Genomic DNA, 24,580 nt, shown 5'->3' on the forward strand with positions numbered 1-24,580 from the left:
GGGGCAGGCTGGGGCCGGCTCAGCTATTGCCGAAACCGAGGAATTCCAGCAACAGGTTGCGGCGGCTGCGGCGGCGCTTTTTCTCGTCGTCGTCCTTCTCGGCGCTGTTGAGGCCGGAGGCAGCATTGGTCACCGCGTCGCTGGCCGGCAGCGTGATCGGTGCTGCCGCGACCACCTCAGGCGCCGCACCGGAGCGTGCGCCGTCGACCTTGATGTCGTTCGCGTTGACCAGCCGCTCAGCCCCCAGGAAGGCGTTGCCCTTGGAGCGAATGCCCGCCTCGCCGGCATTGATTTCACCGGTTGGCGCGTGCAAATCAAGATCGCTGCCGGCGCTCAAGACGGCGATGCCGCTGCCGCTGAAGGAGCCCGAGGTGTCAAACACCAAGCGGCCTTCGGAGTCCAAGCGCAAGACTGGGGCGGGCGCGCCGCTGACGGTCTTGGCACCGCGACCGGCGTCGATATTGCCTGTCGAGGACCACATCAAGACATTGCCCTTGCCGAGGGTGAAGACGCGCGAGGAGTTGACCTCGAAGTTGCCGGCCACCACCGTGTTGATATCACCGCCATTGACCGTGACCAAACCCAGTTCGGTGGCGCTCTTGCCGCCCGCCTTGACCGACTTGGCCACCAGGTCCCCGGCCACCGCGCCGCCGCCCGGATTGATGACGGTGATGTCGGCCTTTTGCATGGTCTTGATTTGGCTGGACGACATGACGATGTTCGCCTTCGGTCGATCCTGCGGCAGCAAAATGTCGATAGCCATATAGGCGCTGCCATAACGGCTCCATTTCTCGTCACCTTCGAGCTGCAAGGCAGCACGGCCGGCCGAGCGCAATTCAGCCATCAGGACGCTGTTCAGCCATGGCATCTGCCGTTCGACAGGCAAGGCCTCAAAGCGTGCCAAGGCCTGCTCGGGCGCGATGGTCAAGGCCTCGCCGGTGTTGATCTGCACATAGCTGGCCAAAGCCTTCAGCTGCGCCGGATCGCCCAGAGCTTGCAAGAGCGCAGTCCGCTTTGATGCCGGCAAGGCGCTGAGCTGGGCGAGCAAGATTCGATTAACCGCATACGCGCGCTGCGTCTCGCTCAGCTCGACGCTAAACTTGAGCGCCTGAGCCGCACTGAGGTTTGACCAAGCGGGTTCGACCAAGCTGCCAACGTCTTTTAAGGCCGCATCCACCGCCGCATCGGCAACGGGCTTGCCCAGCAAGTTGGCCATGCGCAGGCGCTGTTCGGCCACATTGGGGCGCGCCGGCAAGCCGCGTACATAACTCACCAGTGCAGCGTCCATACGCGCATCGCCGAGCAGCCCGCGCAGCGCGTCCATTTGAGCCGGACTGCTCAGGCGATCGAAATCAGCCTCGGTTCCGCCGAGCAACTTGAAGGCCAAGCCCTGTTTGCCGGCTAAGCCGGATGCACCCAGCACATGGAAGCCCTGCTGCGTGGCCGCGCGGTAGTCGGCGCCATCTTCTCGCAGGCCAGCCACCACGGTCACATTGCTGCCCTGCGCGGGCAGCAAGACGCTATTGGCAAGATTGCCATTGGCGACGATGCCGGCACCGCCCCCTAAGTCGATGTCGCGACCTGCCAGCACCAAGAGTTCACCTGGGCCGGCGATATTGATGCCGGCGGTCGAGTTGCTGCTGCTGAAAGCCAGATCACGACCTGCCTTGATGACCGAGCTTTCCTGCGCCATCCCCTCAGCGGCCGGATGATGCTGGATTGAAACCTGACCGGACTGGGCAAAACGTACATCCCGACCTGCCGTCAGCTCCAAAGGCCGCGCCGAAACCAGCACACTGTCAACCCTCACATCGCCGCCACCCGAGACCAGTTGGACAGGAACTCGATTGCTCTGATCCAAAGTTGCCAACCGATTGGTATCGCGAATGAAGGTGCGCGCCTCTTGCAAACCCAGTGCCAAGCTGAGCATGTCAGAGCCGGCTATGGCAGCCTGCCCAGGCTGAGCCGCCAAGGCCAACACCTCAAATCGGCCCAAATCCAAGTCTTGCTCGGCCGCAAGTACAGTGCGGGCCTTGCCAGGGTCGGCTGCTGCGCTCCATTGCAGCGACGTGCCCATATTGACCAAGCCCTTTGGCGCCAAGATGCGCAGATCAGCCGGTAATACATAGGACACTTCATTGCCTCTGACCCCGGTTGCCCGCACCTGATCGGCACCCAGATAGTTAATCGACCCACCGGCGCTTTGCAAGAACAAGCTGGCATTGAAATCAAGCGCCGGCAGGCTCAGGTCGCGGCCCAAATTGTTGTCGGGGTTGATATAGGCATAGGCAAAGTTGCGCACGCTGGCCACGGTCGCATTGCCGCCAGTCTGCACCCGCACCTGGCCGTCCTGATAAATCAATTGCAACCCGGGATCCAGATTGGTGCTGAGCGCGGTGTCGCTGCGCACCACGCCGCCCGCCTTCAAATCCAGGCCTTGCCGCGCCGCCATGAACTGCCCGCTGATCACGTCGCGCCCAGCCAGTACGGAGACGGAGCCGCCGCCGAACTGCTGGTTGATCGCTGTCGCGCCTGCAGCTTTCATCGCAGCAGCGGCATCTGCAGACAAACCGGCATAGCCGCTGCTTGCAGCAGCCACGCGCAATTGCGATACATCACGGCCCGCCTCGGCCCTGATATTGCCGCCACCCAGCGTCGCAAAGCCCTGCTGGAACTTGTCGGCGCGGGCAAACCAGGCCCGGTTCACATCGCTGCTACGGGCACGCCACAGCCAATCGCTGACGTAGCGCTGCGACTCCACCGGTGCCGCACCCTTGATATCGCGCCCAGCCTGCAAGGTGATGCCTCGCCCACCCTGGGTGAAGGGACTGACACCGCTGCTGCCCAGATCTTGACTGATACCTTCGAGGATGAATTGATGGGTCGTGACCGGCAAGGGGTCGATGACGACTGGCGGCGTTGTTGGGCTAGGGGTGGGCGCCACGGTCGGTGACTGGGTTGGCCCGGGTGTCGGCGTCGTCGTGGGCTCCGCCGTCTGCCCCGGTACAGTCGGAGGCGCGGGAGGCTTCACATTGCCCGTGCTGTTGCCATTGCCGGTCGAGGGCTCAGTTGCGTCGCCCTCGGCCAAGATAACGGCGTTAGCGGCGGCCTGCGCGCGCAATAGCGAACCGGCGGCGGCCAAGCCCTCGGCGCCCGCATCGGACGGTGGCAGTTCGGGGCTTGTCGGATCGGTGGGTTCGACCACCACGTCCAGCACGCCGACCGGCGCGCCCAGACTCAGCACGGTAGCGCCAGGGTTCAACAACTGAATATCACGCGCAGCCGCGAGTGAAATGCGCCCGACCGTGCTGCGCAGCTTGACCGCCGCGCCGGAAGTCTGGCCAATCAAGAGCGAGCCCTTGGCTTGCGCCTGCGAGTCCAGGGCCTGGATTGCCATCGGGTCAGCGCTGCTCAAGTCGGCGCCGGCCACCAGGCGGATCGAGCCGGCGCGTTCGGACGTGCCGATCAATCCCTGACCCTCGATCGGCGAGGGCCGCAGGCCAGTGCTCAAATCTGCCTGAAGCAACAGATCTCCGGCCGCCCGCAACGTGATCGCCGCCTCGCCGGCATGTGGCGCTTGTTGAATTTGCGCCTTGCTCAAGACCGGCATGGCCCAGTTGTCTTGCAGCTTTAGATCCTCTGCCGCACGGATCTCGACACCGGGGCGCACCAGCAAGATGCGCTTCAGGTCGGTGTTGCCATTGCTGATCCGGGCAGCAATTGTTTCGGCGCTGCCAGCGTCGGTGCCCATGAAGGCGCGGTTGTCGGCCACGACCTGGCTGAGAGCCAGCATTGCTGGATCGGCCGGTGGCGTGGTCGGTTGCACGGTGGGTTGAACGGTCGGCGCCACGGTGGGACTCAGGGTAGGCGCCACCGTTGGTGCAACGGTTGGGGCAATCGTCGGTGCGACCGTGGGTGAAACAGTCGGAGTCACCGTTGGGACGACCGTTGGAGCGACTGTCGGGCCGACCGTTGGGGTCGAAGTCGGTGCGACGGTTGGGGTCGCAGTAGGAGCCACCGTCGGGCCGCCGGTTGGCGCGACGGACGGTTGGGTGGGTGGTGCCGGCGGCTTGACGTTGCCGGTCGTGCCCCCATTGCCCGCCGAGGGATCGGTCGGTGCGCTGGTTGGCGCCAAGGTAGGCAAGGTCGATGGCCCGGTCGGCGGTGCTGGCGGCTTGACGGTGCCAGTCGTACCGCCATTGCCGGCCGAGGGGCTGCTGGGTGCAGCCGTCGGTGCAACTGTCGGAGCAATGGTTGGTGCGACCGTGGGTGAAACCGTCGGGGCGACCGTTGGGGAGGTCGTCGGTGCAGCAGTCGGTTGCACAGTTGGCGCCACGGTGGGAGCCACTGTCGGAGTGACCGTTGGGCTCGCGGTTGGTGCAACAGTCGGCGCAGCCGTAGGTGCAACAGTCGGCGCAGTCGTGGGTGCAACGGTCGGCGCAGCCGTAGGTGAGGCAGTGGGCGCTACCGTCGGCCCGGTAGGTGCGGGCGGCGGCTTGGTATCCTTGGTCGTTCCTGGCGTTCCCGACGAGGGCTGGTCGCCCGAGCCGGGGACACCGGCATCGCTGGGCTGAGCGGACAGGCCGGGCGCAGGCGTTGGCGACACCGGTGGCTTTTCGTTGCCGGTCGTTGCGCCATTGCCGTCGGACGGCACAGTTGGCGGAGTTGTGGGTTCTTTGGTCGGCCCTGACGTTGGCGCCAGTGTCGGTCCCGCAGTAGGCGCCTTGGTCGGCCCCGCCGTAGGTACCAAAGTGGGCGCGAGGGTCGGCGCAGCTGTTGGCGCAACGCCGTCATACAACTGCTTGACGCCGTCATAGACCTTGAAGGCCTCAACGTCGACGCGACTGACACCGGTCAAACTGGATTGGATTGCCGAGACCCGCACATCCTGTCCCTGGCGTGCGGCGCGCAACAAGAGTTCACCGCTGCCGGTCTGGCCGGCAGCATTGGACACATCAATGCTCGCGCCGGCCTGCAAATTCAGCCAGCCTTGCTGGCTGTTCAGGCTGACCGTGCCACCCTCGCCTCCCTTGGCGCTCAGCTTGGCACCTGCCAGGACGGTAATGTCATCTCGGGCATTGAGGGCGATATAGCCCGCCTCGGCGGCAGATGCATTGCTCAGGCTACCGGCAACCGTCAAGGCCCCGCCATCCGTCGTCAGCGCAATGCGCTGGGCGCTAAAGCTTGCCGCTGTGGGCAGGATCTGAGCACCAACGCGATTGCGCACCGCAATGCTTTCGGCAAAGGCGTAGTTGCCGGCCTGCTTCAAAGCCTGACTCAAGTCCGCCAGATCCAGCGCGACGCTGCTATCCAGACTCAAACTGCCACCACGCTCGGCGGAACCCGCCGCCGCGCTCAGCTCACCGCGCAGAGTCAAGCCACCTTCCGACGCACTCAGCTCGAGCCGCCCGGCATCGCCGCCCTCGGCGCCAAATGCGCGTCCTGAGCCCGACAAATCAAACAGCGCACCGGCGCGCATTTCGATATCACCATGCTCGCTGCGAGCCGTCAGGCTGCCTGCGGCCACTTGCGCCACCGGTGCGTTAGGCGCCGTGCCTATGGCCACACTGCGGCCGGCCACATTTACTCGCGCCGAGCTGTCAAAAACCACATCAGCGTCTTGCCCAGTCGCCTGCAGGCTCAGCTGCCCCGCCGGCAAGTCAATCAAAGTGTTCAGGCCCAGCGATGCAGCCTTGATGGCCAAACGGCTGGCCACAACGGCGTCGGCCGCCGAAAGGCTCACGCTCGGCTGCGCGGGATGAGCCAAAAGACTGGCAGCACCGCGCACCTGCCAATCGGCATCGGCCAGCGCGCTGGCCTTCAGCACGGGCGTGCGCACCAGCAAGTCGCCGTCCACGTTCAGGCGGCTCTTGCCGCTGAGCAGCAAGGCGCGCTCGGCCGACACTTCAGCCTGCGCGACATGCCAACGTTGCTCGCCTGCGGCCAGCATCACGTTGCCGCGGTCCTTGCTGGCCACGACGCTCTCGCCAGCGGTCAGCAACAGCTTGCCTTGCGCTGTTTCGACCGGTGTGGGCGCCAGCAGACCCGTGCTATTGCCCAGCACCAGACCGGCGGCTTGCACGCGGCCAGCTCCGGCATTGGGATCGCCTAACACTTGCAGCAGCGGTGTATCCAGGCTCAGCTGACCCAGGCTGGCCGAACCCAGGCTGGCGCCGGCCAACAAGTCGATGCTGGAATAGCTGCGCAGCATGAGTTGATCGGCTCGGCTGACCTTGGTCAACAGAGCGCCGTCCAACAGCAGGCTGTCGCTGACCACGGCGGCAGTGCCGCCAATCTGGATGCGCGGTGCGCCAATGCCGATGTGGGATGCAGCCAGGTTCACGCCGCTGCCGAAGCTGCTGGAGAAGGTGGCATCGAGCAGCAGGCTGCCAGAGCTCGCAGTTAAGCTCACGCCATCGGCGATGCTGAGGCTACCGATCTCGCGCTTGGCCTCGCTGCGCGTCATGCCAGTGGAGGCATTGCCGCTCAGCAAAATGGCCGCACCGTCACCAGCGACGCGCCAATCCTGGCCTGCGGATGAATTAGAAGAAGTTGCGCCCTCGGGTACGAAAGCGCTGATGGTGGCGCCCTGGCCCAAGCTCAAACTGTCCTTGGCCAGCAAGAGCAGCGACTGCGTGCGCAGCGGCTGGGTGGCGTCGCTCGAAATATTGACCGTGCTGCTGCGAACGTTCAGCTTGAGCGGCTCGCTCAAACTGGCCGGTGCGGCACCCAGTACCAGGCTTTGCACGCCCAGGTCGGACAGTTGTGCCGGGCTCAGCCACAGCATATCAACGTCCTGCGCCGACGGCGTGCCGCCGACCTGGATACGATCGGCAGCAAAAAACGCCGCCCCGCCGCTGCCTTGCAAGCCTGCCTTGTTCTTGGCCGCGTCAAAGCGCATCGCCCCTTGCAAGTCAACCCGCTGAGCGGTCACCACCAGGCTGCCGGCGTCGCGGCTCAGCGCCGGTGTGACGCGGTCCTGCTTGGCCGCCAAGGCGCTGAAGAATGAGTCGGCCTCGGCCATGCGGATCTCGCTGGCCTTGCGCGCCTGCGCGGGGGTCAGGACTTGCCAGGTGCTGCTTTGAGCGTCCAGCACTTGCGTGCCGGCTACACCTAACTTCGCACCCACCAGCACCGTGCCGTCATCACGCTTGAGCGCCGTGCCCAGCGCCAGCGGCGTACCCGCTGCTGCAGGGCGCAGCAAGAACGCACCGTCCAGCAAGGCATAACGAGCCGGCAAGAGGGTGTAAGTCCCGGCAGGAACCGGGCCGCCGGTGCCGATCGTGATCTGGCGTCCAGAACTTGGCGCTGTGGATGCTTCTGTCAGTTTGACGTCGGCGTGGCCGCCGCTGGCGACGGCCGGCACGATGGCAAAAGCGCCGTCACTGCCGCTGAACACGTCGGTAGAGCCTCCGGGGCCGGGCACAAACTGCCAGGCCTGCAAGCTGCCGCCGCCGCTCAAATCAAGCTTGGCGCCGGCGTCAACCCGAACCTTGCCTTGAGCCGAGCTCAACACCAGCGACTTGGCCGGCGCGGCGCTGGCCGTCAGCACGGCCGACTCGGCACCTGGTGCAAACCATTTCTCACCCGACCAATTGCCGAACAGCAAGTCTTGGCCGGCGGCGCTGACGCTGGTCTCACTGCCGCTGAGCAAACCAACGCTCTTGGCGCCCTGCAACTCGATGCGGCCGGCGGGCGCGCGCAAGCGCCCGCCCTGCACAATCATGTCAGCCTGTGCCAGCAGCGAGCCGCCTGCGCTCCAGGGAGCGGCAGGCGTGGTTGTGCCTTGCAGGCCAAATTCAATGCTGTGGCCGCTGGCAGACAACTGGAATTGGGTATCTGTAGCGGGGAAGATTTGCGCTGCGTTCAGGCGCACATCGGCCAAGGTCGTCAAGCTGCCGAACAGCAGACCTTGTTTGTAGCTATGGCTCTGCAGCAGCAGATCACCGCCGCTGAGCAGGCTCAAATTGCCCAGACCTTGGGTGACCAGTTCGCCGTCCAAAAGCAGGCGCTCGCTGGCCTGCAATGTCAGCTTGGACGCGCCTGTGCTGGCTTGCGGCAGCGGTCGCTTACCTGCAGTGGCTTCCACGATCGCCTGGGTATTGGCCCAAACCAGATCGGCGGCAGACAAACTGGCCGCAGTGTCGCCAGACATGGCCACCACCGGCGCATCCAAACTGATGGCGCGCGCCAGATTAAGGCTAACGCCGCCATCGACGGCGATACGTTCACGCGCGCTCAGGCTCAGTTCGTCCGCCCCCGACGCTTGCAAGGCGGCGGCCGATAGAAGCGCCCTGCCCTTCAATTCGGTCGCTCCCTTCAACTGCTCGGGGCTGAGATTGGCAGAGATTTGGGTCTGTTGCTGGCCCACGCGCAACTCGCGCAGCGGCGGCAACTGATCGGTGTTGCCGGTGAGCGTGCCGAGCTCAAGCCGCACAGACACTTTGCCGCCGGCCTGATCTTTGGCGCCGGCAAAAGCGCGCAAGTCCCCTTCCAGCAACAAGTCCTGATTGGCACGCACCGTCAGGCTGCCGGCGCCACTGGCGACGGTTTGCCGCGTTAGCTGCTCGCTGCCCGCCACGCGTTGCTTGAGGTCCAGTTCTCCCACCGCCCCGCTGATATCGATCTTTCCGCCGCTCTGCCAGACAAGGCTTGAGGCCAAGCTGCCTGCGACCTCCAAATTAACGCTGCCGCCGGGCAAAACTCGACCCTGCAAGAGCCCGTCGTTGCTGGGCTGCATTTGCCGCTGGCCGGCCACATCGATGCGGCTATTGCCACCCAACCACAAATAGCGGGGGGTGTTGACGTCCTGGACATTGGTGTTGCGGCTCAGGCGCAGATTGACTTGGCCGCCGGTGGCCGTCAGGCTGCCGTCCACCATCAGGCTCGTGCCTGCAGCCAAATTCAGCTTGGCCGTCGGGGCCAGCGAGATGGCGCTGCCAGTGGCCATATTCAGCTGCCCTTCCGGACGGGCGACGCCGAGTCCACTGGAGGCCAAACTGATGTTGACAGGTTTGGCGAAGCCGGTGGTCTGCGAGCCGGCCTGCATCAGCGCTTGCACCTTGGTGCTGTCCGCCGTGCTGGCCGCCACGCGGGCCGCGGGGGAGGCCTGCCAAAGTTGCAATTGCGGCTTAAGTTGAAAGCCGCCTGCGATGGTCAGGAAGCTGCGGCCATCCAACGTGTAATTTTGAAACCCGCCCTGGCTGAAGAACTCGCTGCCAAGCTGCAGATTTGCGTCCGGCTTGCTGCCAACACCGTCCGTCAGCTGAACCGAGGCGGCAACCAGGCTCAAGCTGCCGCCCTGCGTCATCGAATATCCGCGCAGCGCAGCATTGCTCAAATCCAGCCCGCGCGCAGCCGCGTCTTCGGTAAAGCTGGCCACACCGCTGCTCAGCACAATGGCACCGGCCGCCGCGCCGCAAATGCGATCGGCGGCGCAATCGCCCAATTTGAGCGTGCCCGTCATCAAGGCCCCGCCGGACACGTCCAGCACCGCGCCTTGGCCCAGCTTGACCGAGCCACCAGACTGCAGCGTCAGGCTGCCACCGGCCAGTCCTTGTAGCGGCGCCTGCGAATCCTGCGCAGCATTGACCCACAGCCCCGACACATCGAGCTTGATCGTCGGCGCCACCTCAACCGCTCCGCTCAGGCTGCGCAGCGTCAGCGCCCCTGCCGGCGCACGCACATTGGCAGCCGCCCTGACCAAGCCTTGCTCCGACAGCAAACTCAGCTTGGCCCCACTGGCCAGCGTCAAGTCCTCACTCAAACCGACGTCTTGCTGTGCCGCCACCACCACATCGCCAAAGCCAGATGCCATCAGACGCGAGGCCGACAACCCTGACTGCGCGCTCAGCGGCGCTTGCAAATCGACGCGCAGATCAGCCCATTGCGACTCGCTCAGCCGAGCGGCGCTGGCGCCCAGCGCAAAGCGCTCAAGAATCGCGCCGTCATAGCTGCCGTCACCAAAATCACTGACATGCTTGAGCGCACCCAGGCGCAATTGCCCGGCCGCTGCCAGCGCATCCAGGCCGGCAGCCTGCCGGCGCCCAAGCACCGTGCCGCCCACCAAGCCACCGTCCAGCGTGACGCGTGGGGCGATGATGGTCAGGTTGCCGCCCGCACGGCCTTCCACATAGCCGGCCTCCAGTTGAGCCGACGACACGCTGTCAAAAGCCACCACCGCGCCCCAGCGGTCGTACTTCGCCTTGTTGACGCCGGCATTGCTGATGCCCGTGTAGAGCAGATCCTTGGGCGCATTGTTCAGCGTGTAGGCCTGGCCATTGCTGCCGAACAGCTGCGTCGGCCGGACCTCGGCTCCGACAAAGTTGACCTGCCCACCGGCCACCGATAGCGTCGACGTGGCATGGCTATAAACACCCTCGCCGGCCAGCAAACGCAGGCTGCCGCCGCTCGCCAGGCGCTCACTGGCGCCGCGCTGCACGCCCTTGCGGTAGCTTTCCAGATCGCCCAGGATGGGCGAGCTTTGGCGGATATCCAGCGTCACCTTGTTGCGGTAAAGCAGGCCTTCTTTTTGCAGCGGCGCATCTTTCAAATCATTGCTGCCCAGCAGCTCGGTGGTGACGAAGTTGCGCGCCACGCTGAGCTCGGTATCGCGGGTGCCCGAGACGTCGATACGGGCTGCAGCATCGATCACGATGCGGCCGCTTTGGTCGCTCATGTTCAGGCGCTGTGAGTCCACCAGCCCGGCCACATAGTTGGGCGTCTTCAGCGCCTGCAGTTGCGCCAACGCGCCGGGTGCAACGATCTCGGCAGCCTGGCCGATGCTGATATTGGCGCCGGCCAGATCCAGGCGCGAGCGCACAAAGGTCGCGTTGTCGTCCGCCAGCAGGGGCTTGCCGTCGGCACCCTGGCCGTCCGCCAAGATCTCGGTACGGCTGCCTGCACCTATCAGCAATTTGCCGCTGGTAGACGCGCGTTTATAGCGCGGGTCCCCGGTGCTGATGCCGTCAGCCGCCGCGTCCAGCGCGTCGCCCTGGGCCAGCAGCATGATAGAGCCGTTCTGGCTGACGCTGGTGCTGGCGCTGATGCGGCCGGACTGATTGACCGCCAGGCCGACCAGGGTGGTGTTGCCGCGCGGTGTGTTGATCACGCCGCCAGCTTTGTTGATCGCCTCACCCGCGCCGGTGGCCATGCCGGCCTTGCCCACCTCGACCAGCAAGCCACGCAAGGCCGGCACATTGGTATTCACCTCTGAGGCATAAATCGCCTCATCCTTGGGCTGCTTGTAGTACACCTCGGCGCCACCGGCCAAGACCACCTGGCCGCCTGGCGCCGTCAGCTTGCCTTCGTTGATGACCTGCTTGGCGAACAAGAAGATGCGCCCACCTTCAGCCGTCTTCAGCTCCGCGCCCGGTTCCACATGAACAAAGCTGGAATTGGCGACATAGGGAGCGCCGTCTGCGCTGTCATAGCGGAATGCCGCCGAGCCGCCGGTGATATTGCCGACAAAGCCGTTCAGATAATCTGCGTTCTTCGGGCTCAGCGTGGTGGCCAGCAAACTGCCCACATCCACGCTGGACTTGGCGCCGAACAAGATGCCATTCGGGTTGTAGATCAGCAATTCGCCGCCATTGGTGGCTTTGAGCTTGCCAAAGATCTGGCTCGGCGCCGTGCCGCCGACGCGGTTCAAGGCGCTGGCGCCCGGCTGCGCCATGTCGAAAGTGACAGAACTGGTTTCGCCGATATTGAAACTCTGCCACTTATAGATCGCGCGCTGGCTGCTTTGCTCGATGCGCATATCGCGCCCACCGAGATTGTTGTTGACGCCGACAGGAAGCCCGGCTTGGCCCTGCCCGCTGACGCGCCACCCGGCCAACGAGTTGACCGGCACCGGCAGCGCCGTTGGCAGTGGTTTAGCCTGTGCCAAGGCCTGCAGCGGCAGCGCTGTCGACAGCGCCGCTACCAGCGGATGCAGCATCCACCGGCCCCATGCGCGACTGCGCGCCGAAGCCGGTGCGGACTTGTGGTTCGGTGTCGTGATGCGTGTGGAGGCCATGGTGGGTGTCTTCTTTTTACTGCTGCTATCGATGCGTTGAATTCAAGGTGCTGGCGGATCGGCGCTGGGCGCGGGGTTCAAGCGCCTAAAAGCGCAGGCCCGCCCGCACATGCACATGCTCTGAAGACGCCGCCGGGTTGCTCGGCAGCGGCTTGTGGCGCTGCGCCCAGTCAAAGCTCAGACTCAGGCCCGGCTGCACCGCCAGACGAAAGCCCAGCCCGGCGCCCAAGAGCGGCGTGCGCCCTTGCTGGCCCGGCTCGGGGTTGTACAAATTGACCTGCGCCGCGTCGGCAAAGCCATAGAACACAATCTCGCTGAAGGCCGGCATATTGACGCCTTCAAAAGCGCTCAAAAAGCCCGGCGCCAGATTGCGGCTGCGCAACTCCATCGACGCCAACAGACCCCGGTCACCAGCCACCGCGCCCTCGTCATAACCGCGCACCGTATCGGCGCCGCCGACTGAGAACTGCTCGGCGCTGGTCAATGCCTGGTTGGCCAATTGGCCGCTTAGGCGCAGGCCCACTTCGGCCGGGCCCAAGCGCTGGGTAGCGCGCCAATCGGCGCGCAAGGTGGCGAAGCCGCCGTCGGCGCCGCGCCGCTTGCAGGCGAATTGATCGGCCTGGCCAAAGTTTCCGTCCAGCAACTGGCAGTCGTCACGAGTCTTCTGCAAGAGCGGGCGCAGGCCCAGCACCGCCGTCACGCTGAGCTGCTGCTGCAGCGTGTTGCCCCACCAAGCGCCGTTGTAGCCGGCCTGAAAAGGCATGTATTGCAGCGGCGAGGCGATCACGCCGCCGCTGGTGCGCACGTCCTCGGTGAGGTTTTTATAGTCAAATCCCAGGCTCAAGGAATGCACCGAATCGGCCAGGGGCCGATTCATGCCATAGCGAAAACCCAGCGTGGTGCCGCGGCCGAGCACGCGGGTGCCGCCCAGCGACTCGAGATCACTGCTGGAGTCAATTGCCGTGAAGTTGAGGCTGTCGCCATCGGCCAGCGGTGCGGTGTAGTTGAACACCAACACGCGCGACTCTCTAGGGCTGAGCGGCGCGCCCATCACGCTGAGCGACACCACATGGTCGCGCTGCAAGAAGTTGTCGTAATGCAGATTGACGGCCATGCGCACCGGGTCGGTGCCGACCGCCGCCGCATTGCTCATCTCGATGCTGCCGCCTATGGGCAGTTTGTCCTCAACTTTTAACTCGGCCTCGACCGTGCCGGGCGCGCGGCCGGGCTTCAGCACCGGCTGCACGCGCCGCTCGTCACCCCGGCTGACCGAGGCGATCTGCTGCTGCACGGTATTGAAGTTAGGCACCTGGCCGGGGGCCAGCTCGGTCACCGCCGCGCGGATGCGGCCTTGGGCGTAGTACTGCGAGCCGGTCACGTAAAGCGCACCGACGCGGCCCTCCAGGACCGTCAGGCGGATCACGCCGCCGTCGACGCGCTGCTCGGGCACGTCCACAAACACGGTCAGGTAGCCCGCCGTTTGATAGGCTTTCTCCAGTGCCGCGCGAGCCGCTTCGACCTCGGCCATGCCCAGCTGCGGGCCCAAAAAGGGCAAAACGGCGGCCTCGATCTGCAACTCGCTCAGGCGGGTGTTGCCATCGATCTCGAATTCAAAGATGTCGAATTTGGGGGCCACGATGGCGGGCGCAGCGGCCTGCGCTGCCGGCTGCTGCGCCTGCACGGCTGCGCCGGCCATACACAGGCCAGCCGCGCACAGCAAGGCTGCAATTGCGCGCAGCTCAAAACAAAACCGCGCCCGGTAGGGGGCGCGGATCTTTTTTAATAAGACGTCCATGAACGCAGTGTCACCAGGGCCGGTGAATCCGTTGTGAAAAGACATGAGCCGTTCGGCTCATGTCGTACCCTCTTATCTTGAGGGTCAGTGGATGACAGTCGGCGCTGCGGTCAAGCCTGGCGAGTCGCCTGACGCCTACGCCAAGCAAGCGCAGCCAAACCCAGGCCGAAGAGGCCGTAGGTGGCGGGCTCAGGCACCGCGTTGACCTGCAGGCCAGCGCTTGGCGTCCAGCCGACAAACTCATTCACTGGAGCCGTCACGCTGCGCACGCCGCCGTAGAGGGCCCAGAAATCGGTCAGATTGCGGCGAATCGCACCTTGACTTGTACTGAGCCCAGTCAAATGCGCTTCCATGTTGAAGCTGAGAATGTATTTGGGGGGGGCAGTTGGGTTGGGATCGTCTTTGACGGTCGCCATCCCCCAAAAGCCGTCATGACTCAGGTTGTCAAATTCGTCGATGTCAATCACGCCGTTCGCGCTTTCGCTCGACGGCTTCAAGCTATAGAACCAAGACGAACTGCCGACCGGGTTGAAGGTACCGAGCGTCCCACCAAGATTGCTGGGCTCACCCGATGGCGAGAAAAAGACGCCGGCGTAACTTGGGGAACTCTCGTCATCGAAACTTGAACCCTGCAAATCGTAGTTTGCTTGCGTATGTTCGGTATTCGCATTGCCATGACTATTGTTCGGGTTCGAATTGCCACCAATATTCAATTCATTCACATAGCTAACCCAGTTCGCGGCAGCATTTTGCGCAACTGCATTTTTATATTTTGTCAGCGCGTTGTATTCGGGGTTGACCACCTTGCCTGGACCGCCCGTGCTGTCGTCGACTCTCAGCGTGGTGTAAAAGTTAGTGGGTACAAAACCGATTGTGCCAACTGAGTAGCCCGCATAGACGCCCCAGACTTGTTTGGTAATGTCTGTTGATTTATCCAGGAATTTTTGGAAGTTAGGGTCCGAATTGAGCGGGTCGAAAAATTTTTGATAGCCGCCGTCCTGTTGAGCCTGAACAAAGAGATTCTTGGCGGGATCAAGCACGGGGACGCCCTCCTCCCAGGGCTTGTTAGGCGCCACAAGCAAACCCAGGTCCTTGGTATAGGAAACTCTTTTGACCGGATCAAACACCACCAGCACCAACTCCGGAAAGACGCCGGCTTCGGAGGTTCCATCACCAGAAATCAGTGCATGTGAGGCACTGGGTACCAGGATTGCCACGCTCAGAACTGTGGCTCGGAGCAGGGGTTGAGCAGGTTTTTTCATGGTCGGCAACTCGATCAGTCAATCAATCAAACAAACGGTCAGTCTTTCAAACAGTCGTTGCGATGTGGGTTTCGCATGCCGCGACCACAACACCCAAACTGTTCATTGAAGTCGAGAGCAATGACTTCAATGACGGCAAAAAAGGGGCGAGCAAAAAGCCAGGCTTGCGCTCGCCCCTGGGTTCAGATCAACTGAGCTTGTGCGGCAGTTGATCTAGCCAACAAAAATCAAAACTGAGTCGTCACTGCTGTGCAAGAAGCGGCGGACTTGCGCGAGGAGTGCGATGTGAAATCGCGCTCGGCTTTTGGCAGGTCAGCCCAAGCGCCGGTGAAGCTGGTAGGCACAGCGGCCAGACCGGCTTGGAAGTCAGGATCCAAACCAGCCAAGATCGTTGCCTTGCCCATGTTGTTGCGCAACAGTTGCAGCAAAGTCAGCTTGTCGCCGGTCGGTGCGTTGGCGCCGCTCTTGGCCCATTGCATGGTGGACTCGAACACAAACTCGTAGGAACCATCGACAACGTTGGCACGCTCAGGAGCGACGTTATTCAGCTTGACATAGCGGTAGCCCTTGTCGCCCACAACGCCATTGACGGTAGGCGTTGGGTTGTTCTCACGACCGATCACAGCCAGGCCGTATGCGCCGGCGATGTTCTGCACCGTGGTGCCCAAGCAGGTTTCAACCAAGCCAGTGCTGGTATCGGCCTTGTAGGCAGCGGAACCCAGTGCGCCCAAGACGCCGGTCGTACCACCCGTGGTGGCTGTCGGGCCAGCCACTGGATACTTGTCACCGCCGCCGCATGGGTTTTGGGAGAAGAATGCGTTTGCAGCGGCTTGCGTGCCCGAGCTGGCGGCGCGGCGGCAGACGTTGACCTTCTTGTTCACGGCATTGGCGTCAGCCGCAGCGTCGACAACCAGATTCCAGCCCTTCTTGGCAGTGGTGCTGCCCTGGAGTTGGCCGGTCAAGACACCACGCACAAATGGGATTGGCAGGCTAGGCTGCTTGGCAGCAGATTCGTCGATGGCGGTAGCAGTAGGGTCAACCAGACCCTGGGTTTTTTGCAAAGCCAGGTACAGATTCTTGTTGACGGCGACGCCGAAAATGTTCTGCACAAAGCCGACGGCTTCCAGATTGGCAACCGAGCGACCCAGGCCGCCGTTGATGGTGTTCTCCAGCAACGATGGCTCAACGTCGGACAGGCCGGCGTCAGCCAAGCCAGCAACCGTGCCTGAGCACAGGAAACCTACTTTTTGGATGTCGGTCGCTGGCGAAACGCTGCCCGCTGGTGTGGTGCAAGTTGCATCGACCTTCATGTGCGTTTGGGTCGCATCGGCCGTGATCAGCGGGCCAACGCCTTGGCCGGAACCGCCTGCATCACGCTTGGTGATCAAAACTGGTGTACCGACACCCCAGCCGCCGACGGCAGTCTTCAGCAAGAAGGAGTAAGCGCGGTGATTGGCGCCGGTGGCGTCGTTCCAGAACACGTCCAAGGACTTTTGGCCAGCCTTGGGGTGACCGTCAGGATAAACACCGGCCAAGTCAGCCTGGATGAAGCCACCCAGAGCGAAACGCAAGGCGGATGCGCCGGTGATCTTGATTTCTTTCAAGGTGCCATCATTGCGCGCGGCGACGACTTCAGCTGGGGTCAGCGCGTGGGCCGAACCGAGGGCAGCCAAAGCGGCCACGGCGATCAGGGAGCTGCGAAATTTCATCATGATGTTTGCTTCTCTATCGGGAGTTAAGTTCAGAAAAACTTGGCAAGGCTGCGCCCAAGACATGGCCAAATGGCCATGCCTCAGACTTCAAACCAGACTTGGGAAATTAAGCTTGGCGGCGGCGAGCAACGAAACCAACAGCGCACAGACCGGCGATCAACATCGCGTAGGTGCTTGGCTCTGGAACTGCAGCGGTCGCAGCAGCGGTGATGTTCGAACCGTCAAAATTAACCTTGACCGTTGTGAACGGAACCACCAGAACCTTTTGGCTGGCGAACGAGCTCGAGCTTGTCAGGTAGACGATGTCGGCAGCTTCACCGACGGCGCTGCTCGCACCGTAGGTATTGCCCAGGTTGGTGTAGCCATTGGCGTAGTCTTCGGTGCCGACCAAACCGGTCCACTCGATGTTGTTCACGCCTGCATCAAGACCGATGCCAGCGTTGTTGGCCGACAGGTCTGATTGAACGAAGAAACCAGCCAAGTTTTGCGACGCGTTGTTGAACAACGAGTTGATCAGGTTGTTGGCAACTTGGCTGCTGTTCTTGGTGATCCAAGTGTTGATTTCGTAAGGGTTGGCACCAAAGTCGTTTTGGTTGGTCGCTTGCAAAGACCAGACCGTGCCTGTGCCGCCCAGCGCTTGGAAGCGGCTGTACTCGCTGCCCAGTACGCTCACATTGAGGCCTTGAGCCAGGAATTGGTTGGTCGTGATGCCCAGATCCTTGGTGAAGGAACCCTTGTCGTTATAGGCAATGAACACCAGCTCGGCTTCACCCGTAGCGGCTTCCCAGCCGGTGGCGATAGTCGCGAATGCAGGCGAGAACGAGGCTGCAGCCAAAGCGGCCAGGGCGATTTTCTTGATTTGCATAATTTTCTCCGTTAGGAAATAAAAGAACTTCTTACAAAAAGACTGGCAGAGCAACGGGACCTTCCCGCGTCTGCCCGCTACGCCTGTGCCGCCTCCCCTGAATCGCTTTTTTTCGACCTTCTCTTAAGCAAGAAGGTCGCTGCGATTGGCGGTGACTTTGGGCGCCTGGGTCGGGTGACCCGCAAACAAAGAACGAATGAAGAGAAAGCTCGCTTCGAAAAACAGCCCTCTCAGGAACAAACAGGACTTTGACCGATCAACGTGACACCGTTTCGGTGCTTCGGTACTAATTCACAGTCCAAACGGACTAGGGTGAAGTCATGATTGAATTCAGCCCACCCCCCATTTGGGTGTTTCGATGGCTATTCGAGCCTTCAGACGGCTGCTGCAGTGGTGGTGGCCGTCTTGACCATTTCCAGCGGCGCGCGGTCCAGCAAGTTCATCGACATCGCCCGTGCAACGGCCTGTGCGCGGTTGGCGGCATTGAGCTTGCGCAAGATTTTTTGCACATGGTTCTTGACCGTCAGCGCACTGATACCCAAGACTTCGCCGACTTGTTGATTGCTCATGCCCTCGCGCAGCCAGGACAAGATTTGCCGCTCGCGCTCGGTGATGCCGGTCTGACGCGCGCCGTTGACGGGCGCCGGCTGCGGCGAGGCGTTGACCTCGCGCTCGACCACCTGCACACGCTGCCAGGTGGCATGGATATGCGGCATCATCAGCTCCAGATAGCTGCTGTGCTGGGGCAATAGCTTGGCGTTTTGCAGCGCAAAGACGAAGAAGCTCTCAATCTCGCTGGGCCGCTGCGGGCGCGACACGCCGTGCACCAACAATTCCAGAATGCCGGCCGCGCGCAGGCCGGCGAGTTGCGGCTGCAAGGCCTGACCCTCCAATTGCTCCACCGTCACGCGCACCGGCTTGCAGCGCGCCTCCAGCCACAGACCTTGCAATTGCTGCATCAGCACACAGCGCGGCGCGGTCAGACTGAGCAGCACCTCGTCGGCGATGGTGACATTGTTGAAAGCATCGAAGACCAATTCCCGCTGCGTGCGCTGATAGGCGCCGCAGATGGCGATCTGATGCGGGATCAGCAGTTGCAGATTGCTCTGCGTCCAGACGAAAAATTGGTAGCGGCGGCGCACGTCCAAAGACTGTTCGGCCGCCCGCACGATGGCTTCGATATGGCTGTTGCTCAGCAGCACAGCGTCGTTCATTTCAGAGTTGTGCATGGTGGGTTTTGCGTGGACAAGGCAAAGATAGAAAAGCGCGACCGATGAGACTTGGAGGTGCTCGGCGCGTGGACTGTAGTGAGGCCAGATGACCGGGTGTTGAAAAAAGCTTTCTTGTATGAGCCGTTCGGCTCATTCGGATGCCAGAACTTCGGTTTGGGCGGTGAATTGCAGTTCGGACACCCTGGGTTTGCGCGCCTTGGCGGGCGAACTTGCAGCCTCAGCGACACCGACTACATGGCCGGTGGCCAGCAATATCGCTCGCGAGCGGCTGCTGACGCCGACGATGCCGCTGACCATGGGCGCGCCTTGCTCCTCGCTCACGGCGGCGCTGCCCAGTTGCCCTGGCGGCCCCGGCAGCTTCTTTTTCTCCAGCGCTTCGCTCGCTGCCTCATCCTGATCCCTTGGCTTCTTGACCGCCACATGGCCAACAATGAGCTGCCAGTCGGCCCGCCCGGTGAAAGGGTCGGCGTAGAGGCGGCGCAGATGTCGCTGCACAGTGCCGCTGCGCCGGTCTTCCAACAAATCTTCGAGCCGCTGCGGCAAGCTGTTAGCTCCGGCCGGGCTCGCCCGCATATAGCCGCCAATGGCCTTGGCAATCGCCTCACCGCGAAAGCGCAGCTCGGCTTCTCGTTCACGTTGTTGGACCAGTTGCTGGCGCTGACCCAAGGCAGCCAGTGCGACACCGCCCAACGCCACCATGAAGAGCAGCCACAGATAGGTGAAGCCGCGACAGCCTGCAGGCCTACCAATCCGCATACAAGCTCCCGTCCGGCGCCCGCCCCGCCTTGCCGCTGCGCACATCGAAAACTTGCCCCGGGGTCTCTAACTCTGGCGGCGGCGTCAGCGCGAGCCAGGTCGATGCGCTGCTGGTCAGCGGGTCTTCGGGGATCAGGCGCAGATAGCGGGCATCGACCAGTTCTTGCAGTGATTCGGGGTAGCGCGCCTTGTCGGCGACGAAATGATCGATGGCACCGCGCATCACTTGCAGCGAACTGCGCAGGCTGTTCGCGCGCGCGCGCTCGACGCTGGCAAAGTAGCGCGGCGCGGCAATGCTGGCCAACAAGGCGACGATGGCCATCACCACGATCAACTCGATCAGGGTGAAGCCGTTTGTTCTAGCTGCGCGAGGGCTCATGGGTCGCACTTTCACCAGTCGCGGTAGCGCGTGCCGTCCAGGCCCAGGCCGCTGGCTTGCGAATAAACGTCGAACACATCGCGGCCAGGCTGCGGCGCGTCGGCCGGGCTGTCATAACTGCGCAAGCCCCAGGAGCGCGCGGCCGGCAGTGCCGGGTCGGCCAGCGGGTCGCGCGGCAGCCGACGCAGGAAGTAGATCTTGCGGCCCTTGGGATCTTTGGCATCGGGCACGCCCTCGACCAGTGCGCTCAAGTTCGGCGGGTAGCCGCTGGCGTCTGCCGCCACCACGATCTGCCCGTTCAGACTCGCTTGCTTGTAGGCATCCAGCGCCAGCCGCAGCGTGCGCAGGCCCTGGCGCAGCTCGCCTTCCTTGTGGCGCTTGTTCATCCAGACGCTGAGCGGCTGGGCAGCTGCGGCCAGGATCCCGACGATGGTCACCACGGCCAGCATTTCGACCAGGGTGAAGCCATATATGGCACGCACGCGCGCCATGGGCCTAGTTGCCGGTGACCGACACACCGGTATCTCCTTCAAGCTGGACCGGCAAGGCTTCGCCCTGCGCGTTGAGCGCGACCAAATTATTCAGCTCGATGTTTGAGTTTCGCCCTGCTGAGCCAGGGCGCGCGCGCAAGATGACGACTCGCTCGCCATGGCCGGCCAAGTCGAACTCAATCAAACCGTTGGCACCTGAACTGCCGGCAGACCCAGCCTCGGCCAGCATGAAAATGCTGACATCAAAGCGCATTTCGCCCCGCAGCTTCAACGCCGACTTGTTGTGCAAGGTGACCGCCAGCGTATCGCCGACCGAGGTGTTGTTGGTGGTTTGAATCTCCAGTTCACCCTGCAAAACCGGCGCATCGGCAGGCGTTTGACCGTAGGTCTTGCCGACCCCTGGCGCAGGTATCGAAACTGGCGCTGTCAGATTGATCCCACTCGCCCCGCCGCCGCCCGTCATCGGCAAGGCGACTGCCGCGGCCGGCCGCAGCCTGGCCCCCTCGGCGCCGGGGTTGCTGTCATAACCCGAAGACAAGACTGTCCGACTCGCCTCCGGCAGATTCAAATTGCGCAGCACACGCGGCGTGATCAGCAAGACGATTTCGCTCTTTTTGCGGTTGTCACCCTGCACACCGAACAAGCGCCCCAGCAGCGGCGCCTCGGACAGATAAGGCAGGCCGCTGATGCTCTTGCGATCTTCGTCGCTGATCAACCCGGCCAGCACCTGCGTCTCGCCATCGCGCAGCCGCAGCGAGGTGCTGGCCTTGCGCGAGCCGATGCGGTAGGCGCTGGTCGGCTGGGCGCCGCCCGAGCTTTCCTTCAGGCCGAGGTTGCTGACCTCCAGATTGACCTTCATCACCACCTCGTTGTCGAGCTGGATGCTGGGTTCCACCTCCAGCGTCAGGCCAACGTCGATATAGGTCACCGAGGTGGAAACGCCGACATTGGCGGTCGAGGTGCTGGTGAACACCGGCACCTTGTCGCCAATCTGGATCTTGGCTTTTTCTTTGTTGCGGGCACGCAGCTTGGGGTTGGCCAGCACATTGCTGGCGCCAGTGCCGCCTTTGAGCTTGGCCGTCAGCACCGGATTGGCCACCATACTGCGAAAGGCACTGCGCTGGCCTAGCTCCACCAAACCACTGACACCGGGCAGGCCGTAGCTGACCTCGGACGGCCATTGCAGGCCGAACTGGTCGTCGCGGTTGGTCTCGATCTCCAGCACCTCGACATCCAGCATCACCTCGGGCTCGGGCAGGTCAAGACCGGCAATCAGCTGCTCTATCATCGCGATCACCTCCGGCGTGTCGCGCGCCACCAGCAGGTTGAGGCGCTCGTCGATGAAGATGTCGCGGGTCTTGGCCATCATGCGCACCAAGGCTTGTGCCTGCTTGACGTCGGCGTTATTGAGGTAAAAGCTGCGCGTCACCAGTTCCTGATGCTCGCGCTGCTTGGCCTGGGTATTGGGGTAGATCAGCACCGATTTGTCGTTCAGCAGCTTGCGCTCGAGCTGCTGCGTGGACAGGATCACCCGCATCGCCTCGTCCAGCGTGACCTCTTTCAGGTAAATCGTGACCTTGGCGTCGCCGCGCACGTCTTTGTCGAACACGAAATTGACGCCGGCGCCGCGCCCCATCGCCTCGAACACGGTGCGCAGTGGCGCATCGCGGAACTCCAGGCTGATCGGTTTTTGAAAAGCTTCTGCCAGCGCAGAAGGCAGCGGCGGCGGCGCATATTTCTGCCGCAGCTGCTGATTCAGCGCCAGCGCGCCGGATTGGCCGGGGTCTTCGGCCAAGACCTGCTGCACCGATGCGCGCGCCAGGTCAAACTGCCCGGCCTTCAACTGCTGGCTGGCTTGGCGCACCTGTGCTTCATGCAAACGGGCGCGCTGGATCGACTGGCGCAGGCCCTTGGTCCGGGGCGACTGCGCGTCGACCATTTCCATGCGCTGCACCAGCGCCTCGGCCAGATCGAGTTGCCCGACCGCGCGGGCGGTCTCGGCTTGTGTGGCCAAGGCCAAGAGGCTGCGTTCGGTCTGGCGTGCGTAGGCCAAGCGCAAAGACATGTCCTGCGGCGCGGCCGCGCTGGCATCGCGCAACATGCGCCAAGCGGCCTCATGCTCGCCGCGCTGCAGCAGCGCCTCGGACTCGCGCAGCGCCGGCGCGGCACAAGCGGCCAAGATCATGACAAGGCTCAGGCCAGCGACATGCCGAAATGAAGGGACTGGAAACGTCATTTTTAGGGGCTCGAAAAGGCCAGGTTTTGTTTTTGTCCGCCAGGCAGCCAAAGCAGCTGTGCACCGGAGGGGTCGATGGCCACGATCCGCCATTGCTGATCGATCACTTCACCCACGCCCAGCACCAGCGTGCGCTGCGCGTTGCTCAGCACAATGCGAGGCCGGCCGGCTTCATCCATGCGGCCGACCAGGCTGTAGGCGACAGGCGGCGCTGCGGGCGGCGCTTGCTCGGCTTCAATATCGGCCTTGGCTGAGCGGGCATTGATGGGCGGCGCTGCCTCAGCAATTTGCGGCGCAGCACTGGCGGCCAGGCCCCAGCTTTGCCGAGCGATCGCGCCTGGCTCGGCCCAGGCCGGGCCCTCATGGGCCGCAGCCAACACCAGTGCAGCCGGCCAGCCGGCTGGCGCGACGTGCAAGGCCGGCTTGGCAAGCGCGGGCCGAGACGGGCCCTGGCTGCTGGGCTTGTCCGAAATCGACTCTTGCTCTTCACGGCTGGCCACCCAGGCGGTGGCAGCCAGGCTCAGGGCCAAGGCGGCCATCAGCAAGCGGCTGCGCAGCGGCGCGCTCATGGCCGCTTCTCCAACTGGGCTGAAGCCGTAGCCGTGGCCGGATGGGGCATTTGCATATGCAAGACCCAGCTCAGCTCGGCCGCCAACTCCGGCGCGCCTGGCTGCAGACGGCGCAGCTTGATCAATTCCAGACTCAGCGCCGGGTCCAAGCGCAGCGCCTCGCTGACATAACGCCTTATTTGTTCGTAATTGCCGTTCACATTCATCGCGATGCGGTATTGGGCCAGGGCCAAGCCCAGCCCCGGCTCGGCCGTGTAGCGAAACTCGCTGCGCGGCCAGGGCAGGCCCAACTCGGTGGCCAGCGCCAGCAGCGCCGCCGTGCGGGCCTGGCGCTCGCTGTCGGGCGGGAAGCTCTGCACAAAACGCTGCGGCGACTGCTGTTCGCGCCGCAACTGCTGCTGCTTGAGCCCCTGGCGCTGCGCAGTCAATTGTTCGCGCTGCTGGGCCAGTGCCCGCTCTTGCGCCGGCAAGAACCAAAGAACGCCCAACAAGGCCAAGAAACTCAGCAAAGCAGCCACAAGGCCCGGCCAGCCCAGGCGCGCGAGCAACTGCCGCGCGGGCTCCGGCAAACGATCCACTTGGGCCTGGAAAAGCAAGGCCGGGCTGCTCATGAACGCAGCCCGGTGGCACGCCGGCGCACCACTTCAAAGCGCAAGGCATTGCCAGCATCGGCTGACTCGCCCACGGCCTCGGGCCGCTGCAAACGCGTCAGCACCACCTCCTGCCTAAGGCTTGCAGCTGCGCCTGTGCCTGTGCCCGTGCCCGTGCCCGCGCCTGAGCTTGTCGCCGCAGCGGGCTGACTCGCCGCCTGCATGGCCAAGCTGTCCACCAACTGCATCACCAGATCGGCCGTGGGCGCCAGCCCTTCCAAACGCAGCGACGCACCCTCCATCTCCAGCGCCTGCATTTGCAAGCCCGCCGGCAAGGCCTGCTCGACCGCCAGCCAGCGGCTTGCCCAGTCCTCGCCCTGTTTGGGGTTGAGTTGAGCATGCAGGCCCCAGGCCCGACGCTGCAGCTCGGCCGCGTTTACAGGCGCCTCGCCGCTCGCCACCCGGCTCTCAACAGCGGCCAACTGATGCAACAGAGCGGCCTGTTCGTCCAACACGCTGCGCTGGCCTTGCAAGTCCTGCCACCGCCAGGCCAAGGCCAGCAGCATCGCGGCTGCGACCATGAGCCAAACCCACATCCACACCGCCGGGCGCTGCGGCGCGGGCATGAAGTCGGGGCGCGGCCAGCTGCTTGGGCTTGCTGATCGTTTCGCCATCCC

13 protein-coding genes are annotated in these 24,580 nt (G+C 63.5%); all 13 read right to left on the bottom strand.

Annotated features, from left to right (window positions below):
• Positions 1–19: 19 nt before the first annotated feature.
• Positions 20–12,016 (bottom strand): filamentous hemagglutinin family protein, encoded by an 11,997-nt coding sequence (locus tag LNV09_RS12150; protein WP_263557346.1) that lies wholly within the window; start codon positions 12,014–12,016, stop codon positions 20–22.
• Between the two features lie 85 nt (positions 12,017–12,101).
• The gene (locus tag LNV09_RS12155) at positions 12,102–13,811 is read right to left on the bottom strand and encodes a ShlB/FhaC/HecB family hemolysin secretion/activation protein (protein WP_263557347.1); all 1,710 of its coding nucleotides are present in this window, start codon (positions 13,809–13,811) and stop codon (positions 12,102–12,104) included.
• 110 nt (positions 13,812–13,921) lie between these two features.
• Entirely contained in the window at positions 13,922–15,073 is a 1,152-nt protein-coding gene (locus tag LNV09_RS12160) for a PEP-CTERM sorting domain-containing protein (protein ID WP_263557348.1), read from the bottom strand.
• Positions 15,074–15,300: 227 nt separating this feature from the next.
• The gene (locus LNV09_RS12165; RefSeq protein ID WP_263557349.1) at positions 15,301–16,785 is read right to left on the bottom strand and encodes a hypothetical protein; all 1,485 of its coding nucleotides are present in this window, start codon (positions 16,783–16,785) and stop codon (positions 15,301–15,303) included.
• A 106-nt stretch (positions 16,786–16,891) separates the two neighbouring features.
• Positions 16,892–17,650, bottom strand: a complete 759-nt coding sequence (locus LNV09_RS12170) for a PEP-CTERM sorting domain-containing protein (RefSeq protein WP_263557350.1) — start codon at positions 17,648–17,650, stop codon at positions 16,892–16,894.
• A 374-nt stretch (positions 17,651–18,024) separates the two neighbouring features.
• The gene (epsA, locus tag LNV09_RS12175; protein ID WP_263557351.1) at positions 18,025–18,879 is read right to left on the bottom strand and encodes an XrtB/PEP-CTERM-associated transcriptional regulator EpsA; all 855 of its coding nucleotides are present in this window, start codon (positions 18,877–18,879) and stop codon (positions 18,025–18,027) included.
• Between the two features lie 132 nt (positions 18,880–19,011).
• Positions 19,012–19,638: a type II secretion system protein gene (locus LNV09_RS12180; RefSeq protein ID WP_263557352.1), complete on the bottom strand. Its 627-nt coding sequence runs from the start codon at positions 19,636–19,638 to the stop codon at positions 19,012–19,014.
• On the bottom strand, positions 19,625–20,017 hold the full coding sequence (locus LNV09_RS12185) for a type II secretion system protein (protein WP_263557353.1): 393 nt from the start codon (positions 20,015–20,017) through the stop codon (positions 19,625–19,627). Before LNV09_RS12185 ends, LNV09_RS12180 begins: the two co-directional genes overlap by 14 nt.
• Before the next feature lie 11 nt (positions 20,018–20,028).
• The gene (locus LNV09_RS12190) at positions 20,029–20,508 is read right to left on the bottom strand and encodes a type II secretion system protein (protein WP_263557354.1); all 480 of its coding nucleotides are present in this window, start codon (positions 20,506–20,508) and stop codon (positions 20,029–20,031) included.
• Between the two features lie 4 nt (positions 20,509–20,512).
• Positions 20,513–22,693 carry a secretin GspD/PilQ domain-containing protein gene (locus LNV09_RS12195; RefSeq protein WP_263557355.1) on the bottom strand — a complete coding sequence of 727 codons (2,181 nt, stop codon included), beginning with the start codon at positions 22,691–22,693 and terminating at the stop codon, positions 20,513–20,515.
• Positions 22,694–22,746: 53 nt separating this feature from the next.
• Entirely contained in the window at positions 22,747–23,313 is a 567-nt protein-coding gene (locus LNV09_RS12200) for a hypothetical protein (protein ID WP_263557356.1), read from the bottom strand.
• Positions 23,310–23,924: a hypothetical protein gene (locus tag LNV09_RS12205; RefSeq protein WP_263557357.1), complete on the bottom strand. Its 615-nt coding sequence runs from the start codon at positions 23,922–23,924 to the stop codon at positions 23,310–23,312. Before LNV09_RS12205 ends, LNV09_RS12200 begins: the two co-directional genes overlap by 4 nt.
• The gene (locus LNV09_RS12210; RefSeq protein WP_263557358.1) at positions 23,921–24,577 is read right to left on the bottom strand and encodes a PilN family protein; all 657 of its coding nucleotides are present in this window, start codon (positions 24,575–24,577) and stop codon (positions 23,921–23,923) included. Before LNV09_RS12210 ends, LNV09_RS12205 begins: the two co-directional genes overlap by 4 nt.
• Positions 24,578–24,580 lie beyond the last annotated feature (3 nt).

Source organism: Paucibacter sp. B2R-40, assembly GCF_025717555.1.
In the GTDB taxonomy this organism is placed as follows: domain Bacteria; phylum Pseudomonadota; class Gammaproteobacteria; order Burkholderiales; family Burkholderiaceae_C; genus Paucibacter_A.